This window comes from Actinospica durhamensis (assembly GCF_018139695.1).
GTDB classification, from domain to species: domain Bacteria; phylum Actinomycetota; class Actinomycetes; order Streptomycetales; family Catenulisporaceae; genus Actinospica; species Actinospica durhamensis.
Map to the genome: position 1 here is coordinate 1 of NZ_JAGSOG010000903.1, position 381 is coordinate 381.

General features: G+C 72.7%; 1 protein-coding gene. It reads left to right on the forward strand.

The features are described from left to right. Positions 1-381, forward strand: a 381-nt coding sequence (locus KDL01_RS42765; protein WP_212534392.1) for a cytochrome c biogenesis CcdA family protein, incomplete at both ends; no start/stop codon positions are given.

Consider the following 381-nt stretch of genomic DNA (forward strand, 5'->3'; position numbering starts at 1 on the left):
CCGCGACGTGCTGGTCACCGTCGGCGGCTGGACCGTCATCGTGCTGGGAGCCGCCCAGATCCTCGGTCTGGGGTTCGGCTCACGCCGGCTCCAGCAGGCCGCCGGGAAGCGCCGCTCGGGATCGGCGGTGTCCGTCGTGGTGCTGGGCGCGGTGTACGGGCTGGCCGGATTCTGCGCCGGGCCGATCCTCGGCGGGATCCTCACGGTCGCCGCCGTGAACGGGGACCCCGCACACGGCGGACTGCTGCTCGCCGTCTACGCGCTCGGAATGGCCCTGCCGATGTTCGTGCTGGCCTGCCTGTGGGACCGCTTCGACCTCGGCAGGAAGCGGTGGCTGCGCGGGAGGACGCTGACCGTGGGGCGTCTGTCACTGCACAGCAC